The sequence below is a fragment of the Actinosynnema sp. NPDC059335 genome, assembly GCF_042752395.1.
Lineage (GTDB): Bacteria > Actinomycetota > Actinomycetes > Mycobacteriales > Pseudonocardiaceae > Actinosynnema.
The window spans coordinates 1-6047 of the sequence record NZ_JBHYXZ010000203.1 but is presented as its reverse complement, the minus strand read 5'-3'; the positions used below and the strand labels follow the sequence as shown (position 1 = coordinate 6047).

At 75.2% G+C, this 6047-nt stretch carries 7 protein-coding genes; 4 read left to right on the top strand and 3 right to left on the bottom strand.

What is annotated here, in order from left to right; all coding sequences use genetic code 11:
* The first annotated feature begins 113 nt into the window (after positions 1 to 113).
* A complete protein-coding gene (locus tag ACFXGA_RS36525) occupies positions 114 to 419 on the top strand; it encodes a monovalent cation/H(+) antiporter subunit G (protein WP_378096476.1) in 306 nt (101 codons plus the stop codon).
* A gap of 3 nt (positions 420 to 422) precedes the next feature.
* Positions 423 to 1241: a universal stress protein gene (locus ACFXGA_RS36520; protein ID WP_378096473.1), complete on the top strand. Its 819-nt coding sequence runs from the start codon at positions 423 to 425 to the stop codon at positions 1239 to 1241.
* A gap of 315 nt (positions 1242 to 1556) precedes the next feature.
* Here ACFXGA_RS36520 and ACFXGA_RS36515 read toward each other — a convergent pair whose 3' ends face one another.
* Complete coding sequence (locus ACFXGA_RS36515) at positions 1557 to 1844, bottom strand: hypothetical protein (protein WP_378096470.1); 288 nt, start codon at positions 1842 to 1844, stop codon at positions 1557 to 1559.
* Between the two features lie 4 nt (positions 1845 to 1848).
* Between ACFXGA_RS36515 and ACFXGA_RS36510 the strand changes: the two genes are divergently transcribed.
* Positions 1849 to 2466, top strand: a complete 618-nt coding sequence (locus ACFXGA_RS36510) for a hypothetical protein (protein ID WP_378096468.1) — start codon at positions 1849 to 1851, stop codon at positions 2464 to 2466.
* Positions 2438 to 3325, top strand: coding sequence for a hypothetical protein (locus ACFXGA_RS36505; protein WP_378096465.1), 888 nt, complete (start codon positions 2438 to 2440; stop codon positions 3323 to 3325). The genes ACFXGA_RS36510 and ACFXGA_RS36505 overlap by 29 nt, the downstream gene beginning before the upstream one ends.
* Before the next feature lie 21 nt (positions 3326 to 3346).
* On the opposite strand, the gene ACFXGA_RS36500 is transcribed toward ACFXGA_RS36505, so the two are convergent.
* Together ACFXGA_RS36500 and ACFXGA_RS36495 are read right to left on the bottom strand one after the other, a co-directional pair.
* A complete protein-coding gene (locus ACFXGA_RS36500) occupies positions 3347 to 3817 on the bottom strand; it encodes a DUF4913 domain-containing protein (RefSeq protein ID WP_378096462.1) in 471 nt (156 codons plus the stop codon).
* Positions 3818 to 3821: 4 nt separating this feature from the next.
* A complete protein-coding gene (locus ACFXGA_RS36495) occupies positions 3822 to 5894 on the bottom strand; it encodes a tetratricopeptide repeat protein (protein ID WP_378096459.1) in 2073 nt (690 codons plus the stop codon).
* Positions 5895 to 6047 lie beyond the last annotated feature (153 nt).

Below are 6047 nucleotides of genomic sequence, written 5' to 3'. Positions count from 1 at the left end.
GGCCCCGGGGGGGGCCTGGCCTAAACCCCCCCCCCGGGGTGGGCGCGGCCCCGGGGGTCGACCGCCCCCCCCGGGCCCACGGCCCGCTACCTCGACTCGGGGAGCCCGTTCGGATGATCTCGATCCTGCTCGACGTGCTCGGCGGCGCGCTGCTCCTGCTCGGCCTGGTGCTGCTCACGGTCAGCCTGGTCGGCGTCCTGCGCCGCACCGACACCTACGTGCAACTGCACGCCCAGGGCCTGACCACGGGACCGGGCGTGATCGCGATCCTGGCGTCCTCGATCGCGACCGAGGACGCCACGATCATCACCTTCGCCGTGCTGGCGATCGCGTTCATCGCGCTCACCTCCCCGGTGGCGAGCCACGCGATCGCCCGCGCCGCCCACCGCCGCGGCCGGCGGCCCGACGGCGAGGGCTGAGCGGTGCGCCGGGTCCTGGTGGCGACGGACTTCTCCGAGGGCTCCCGCGCGGCGTTGCGGCGCGCGTTCGCGCTCGCCGGACGCCACGGCGTGGACGTCACGGTCGTGCACGCCGCGCCGCCCGGGTTGGGCGTCGAGCTGGTGGAGGCGGCGTCCCGGGCGCTGCGGGACCTGGTGCGGGACGCCGCGGTGCCGGTGGAGGCGGTCGTGGCCACCGGGTCGGTCGGCCCGGAGGTCGTGGCGGAGGCGGAGCGCCGGCAGGCGGGGCTGGTCGTGGTGGGCGCACGCGGCGCGCACCGGCCGCGGGACCTCTTCCCGGGTTCCACCGCCGAGCAGGTGGTGGAGCTGAGCCCGGTCCCGGTGCTCGTCGTCAAGCGCGCCGGCGGTTCGGCGTACTCGTTGGCGCTGTGCGCGGTGGACGCGACGAGCCGGTCGTTCCGGGCCGCGCGGTCGGGGCTCGCGCTGACCCGCGGCACGCCCTACCTGCTGCTGCACGGCGTCACCGTGCTGGGGGAGAACCTGCTGCGGCTCACCGGCGCGGACGACCGCGCGATCCGCGAGCTGCGTCGCGGGCAGCTCGCGGTGGCGCGGCCGGAGGTCGAGCGGTTGGCCGCCGGGCTCACGCCCGCGCCCGCCGAGGTCCTGGTCGAAGCCGGGCGGCCCGAGGACCTCGTCCCGGACCTCGCGGACCGCCGCGGCGCGGACCTGGTCGTCGTGGGCGTCGAGCGCGGATCGGGGCTGCGGCACGCGCTCATCGGCAGCGTGAGCCGCCACGCGCTGCGCGAAGCGCCGTGCGATGTGCTCGTCGTTCCGCTCACGTGAGATTCCCTTTCGGCGTCCGCGCGCATTACCCGAAAAGCACTCGATCACCCAGCGCAATACCCGATGGTGTGATGCCTTTCGGTGGTCGACCGCGGATAGGCTGGCGGCCGTCGCCGGGGGGTCCGCAAAGGCAAGTCCGGCCTTCGCACACCGCGCCACCATCACGGGGAGGGGAACTGGCGTGGGTTTCAGCCGCTTGTCCCGATCACAGCGGATCATCGCCATCGTCGGCGCCTGCGCGCTGGTGGCCGTGGTCGCGGCATTCGCCCTGCACCGCGGTCTGCGGTCCGATCCGCTCGTCGCGGAAGCCCGAGGTCAGGCGGACGTGCCCGTCGTGCGCGGCACGACGGGCGCGCATTCGCCGACCCCGGAGCCCCCCGCGTTCGATTCGCCCGACGCGTCGTCATCCGCGTTCACGCCGTCCCCTGGGTTCACGTCGACCGGCGCGCCGACACCCCTGTCCGCGGTGATGTCCACGACGACCGGCACGTCGTCGTCCGGACCGCCGCCCGTTTCGAAGACGACGCAGCGCCCGTCCGGTTCGAAAATCATCACGTGGATCGAGTCGTTCACCCCGGCGGGCGGTGGCGGCAACACCACCACCGTCGTGTACTACGAAATCGCCAACGGCCGGTGCGCGGACGCGCTGGCGAGCGCGCCGGACTTCCCCGAGCCCGTGTCGTCGGTGTTCGCGGGGGCCGCGGCCGCCTGCCTGGCCGCGTTCCACGGCCGCGCCGACCTGTGGCCGACCGCCTACGCCCGCCTCGACGCGGTCTCCGGGGCCACCGGGCAGTTCGAGTGCTACGTGCGGGACCTGTACCGGATGCTGCTCGACGTCGTGACGGCCCACCGCCAGGACCCCGGAGCCGTGTTCGGCAGGCAGCGGCCCGCCACCGGGACGGCGTCCACGAGCTGCCCGGTCGTCCTGGCCGTCGAACCGCACCACGGGCCGGCGAGCGGCCGGGAGGTCCGCCTCGTCGGCCGGAACCTCGGGCCCGTCGTGAAGGTCTACCTCACCGGGGAGAACGTGTGGACGGTCATCGACGACGTGCGCACCGTCGACGGCCGTGAGGCGACCGTGCTGCTGACGTTGTCCGAACCCGGATCGGGTGCGAGCACCCGCGTCGGGGTCAAGGTCTCGTCCTGGCCGTTCGAGCCCGTGGCGGAGTACACCTTCGACGAGGAGACCGCGGGTCGTGCGAGTTCGCCCCACCCGACCGGGTGAGGTCAGGCGGCTGTCCTCCCTCCGCGCCCCCGCCGCCGCACCGCGGCCCGCCGGCGCCTCCGTCCTGCACGCCGTGGCCGTCGTCGGGTCGCCCGTCGCCCTGGCGACCTCGCTGATGGTCTACTACGGCTGGGTCCGCACGAGGGCGAAGGCCGAGAAGCTCGGCTACGACTCGGCGCTGCTCGACTTCTCCGTGCAGGACTACCTCCTGCGCAGCGTCGACGTGCTGTTCGTGCCGCTGACCCTGCTCGTGCTGATCGCCCTCGGGCTGCACTGGGCGCACCACCGGGTCGTCCTGCCGGCCGTGCGACGCCGCCGGCTCGGGACCGCGCTGCCGCGCGTGCTCACCGGGACGGCGCTGCTCCTCGGCCTCGGCCTGGTCGTGCTCACCGCCCTGTGGCCGCAGACCGGCGGCACGTGGTTCCCGTACGTGCTCACGGTCGCGTTGTCGAGCGCCGTCTACGCCGACGTGCTGCGCCGCCACGCGGGCGACCGGCGGGGCACGCCGAGCCTGCGCGTCCTGCTCCTGCTGGCCCTGGGCCTCACGGTGTTCTGGGACACCGAACGCATCGCCACGGCCGTCGGCGAGGGCCAGGCGGACAACATCGCCGCCGACCCGGACCAGCTCGTCGCGGTCACCGTGCACAGCGCGAAGCGGCTCGCGACGAACCTGCCCGGGGTCGTGGAGACGCCCGTGACCGCGCCGGGCGCGCACGTCAAGTTCCGCTACGACGGGCTGCGCCTGGTGCAGCGCTCCGGCGCCCGGTACTTCCTCGTGGGCGCCGGCTGGGATCCCGCGCACCGCCGGGTGATGCTGTTGAAGGAGACCGACGACGTCCACCTCGAGTTCTCCCGCTGACCCCGGCCGCCGCGGTCGGGGTCAGTCGAGGGCCAGCGGGTCGTCGGGGAACGGCAGGTTCCACGTGTTCCGCTGGTCGGTGAACAGCCCCTCCGGGGGCAGGTCGACCGGCAGCGGCTCGTCCGACCGGTGGCCGTCGACGCAGCGGGCGAACGGCCCGGTGACCGGGTCCATCAGGGCGCGCAGGTGGGGGTCCGCGTAGTGCGTCCACCAGTTCGCCATCCCCAGCGCCGGGTCGAAGCGCAGGCTCTCCCACGCGCGCCACACCGAGTCCAGCCGGGAGAGCGCCTGCGCGTGCCGGAACCAGCTCGGGCACCACACCAGCCGCGACTCCGGTGTCGGGCGGGGGATCAGGTAGATCAGCCGGTCGGTGACGAACTCGGCCACGTGGGGGTAGAACAGCTCCGCCGGGCGACCGACGCGCTCCTCGTCCTGCCGGATGTCCTCCGCCGACTCGTCGCGCTCCTCGACGCCCCGTGGTGGTGTGGTCATGGCGTCATGCTCCTCTCCTCCACCGCGCCTCGGCGGCCTCGGCGTGCCGGCCGAGTTGCGTCAGGACCGTGACGAGCGTGCCGACGGCCTCTTCCAGGGCGGCCTGGTGCTCGTGGGGGTTGCGGTCGACCAGCCGCCGGTTGAGGCGGGCCGCCCGCCGCGCCGGTTCGAGCGCGCGCAGCACCAGGCGGATGTCGTGCCGACCGCACAGGCTCAAGGTCCGCGCCAACCGGACGTTGACGAGCGCGACCTGGGCCGGCGTCCGGTCGGGCCGGCTCACCAGCACCCGGCCCAGCTCCTCCGCGTCGAGCACGGCGCGCCGGGCGGCGGCCGGGTCTCCCGCCATCACCAGCCCCCGGGACAGCCCCAGGAGGGCGAAGTACAAGGACCAGCGGTGCCCCTCGGGGTCGGCGACCGACAGCCGGCGCAGGAGCCGCACCCCCTGCTCGGCGACCCGCACGGCCTCGGTGAAGCGGCTGGTCAGCAGCAGCGCGCCGACCAGGTCCGCGCGGATCCGGGCCAGGAGCCCGTCCTGCTCGACGGTCCGGGACGGCAGCTCGGCGAGCAGGTCGTGGGCCTCCCGCAGCGTGACGACCGCCCGCTCGCCCGTCGACCAGCGCACGCCGTAGCTGGCGCCGAGTTCGTGCAGGCACCACGCGAGCTTCTCCCGTCCCTGCGCGTCGGCACGGGCCAGGTGCCGGTAGATCGGCAGGGCGTGCCGCAGCACGATGCGTTCCGGGATCCGCTGGCCCCTGCTCCGGTACAGGTCGGCGAGGTCGCGAAGCGATTCGGCGTACCCCTCCGCGTACAGGCTCGGCGCGTACTCGCTGAGGCGACGCCGGACCGCGCCCGCCTCCACCACGGTCCTGAGCGCGTCGTCGGTGCGGCCCAGCGCCGCGTAGGACTGCGCCAGCGCCAGGGCGGTGGCCGACTGGTGGCGCAGGTGGCTCGCGCTGAGCGGGACCACGGCGTTCGCGTAGAGGGCCAGGGTCTCCGTGAAGCGCTCCACCGCCGCCCGGTGGTCGCCCTCGTACGCCTCGAACCACCCGAGCGTGTAGATCGACTGGGCGAGCCTGGGCACCTCCAGCCCGTACGGGTCGTCGGCCAGGGTGCGGCGGTGCTCGACGGCCTCCTCGATCGCCTCCCGCGCGGCCGCGTGCCGCCCCAGGTCGAACAGGTCCAACGCGAGGTTGTGCAGGAGGGTGCCCAGCTCGGGCAGGTGGACCTCGGGGAGGTCGGCGGCGAGCGGGCGCACCAGGGCGATCGCCTCGTGCTCCAACGCCATCGCCTCGCCGGGCGAGTCCGCGCCGACCTCGACCGCCAGGCCGAGCAGGGCGTTCGCCAGGTCGCCGGCGTAGGCGTCGTGGTTCTCCTCGGCCAGCCGGCGGACCGTCGCGACCGCCTCCTCGCTCGGTGAGAGGCCCGTCGGCGGCCGCTGGAACCGCCAGAGGTTCGTGGCCCGCTGCTCCAACGCGTCGGTGAGCAGCAGCGGGTCGAGGTCCGGGTACCGCTCCACGAGGTCGCGGGCCCGGCGGACGGCCTCGTCGGTGTACTCGTCGGACCTGGCGACCTGGTCGAAGCCGATCGTCTGCGGGTCGAGCAGCCACACCACCCGCGCCTGGCCGATGAGCGCCCGCACCAGCCCCCGCTCGCCTTTGCCGGCGTCGTCGCCGTCCTCCGCGGTCAGCGCCCGGAACAGGCCGAGCGCCTGCTCGCCGACGCGGTAGGCGTCGCCGAACCGCCCGGTGCCGCGCAACGCCTGCGACAGCACCCGCAGCGACTCGGCCCACTCCGTGCGGTGGGTCGGGGCCTCGTGCCCGCGCGCCAACCCCTCGCGGATCGCCACCGCCTCGGTCGCCGCGGTCACGGCCTCGGCGCGGTGGCCGACCGCGAGGTGCCGCTCGGCCAGGTTGTGCAGCGCCCACGCCCGGTCGCGCAGCGCGGACCGGTCCCCGTCGGTGGCGTGGCAGAGCCGGGTCAGCTCGTGGGCCACGTCGAGCGCGTAGTCCCGCAGCACGTGGGACTGCGCGGGCAACGCGTCCGAGTGCGCCCGCAGCAGCGCGGCGGTCAGCGGCACGTGGTCGGGGACCTCGCGCAGCGCGGCGCGCAGCCGTGCGATGACGTCCTGCGCGTCGTGGGCGCGGCCCCCGGGGGGGGGGGGGGGGGGCGCGCGGGGGGGGGGGGGGGCGGGCGGGGCGCGCGCGGGGTGTGGGGGGGGCGGGCCCGCGGC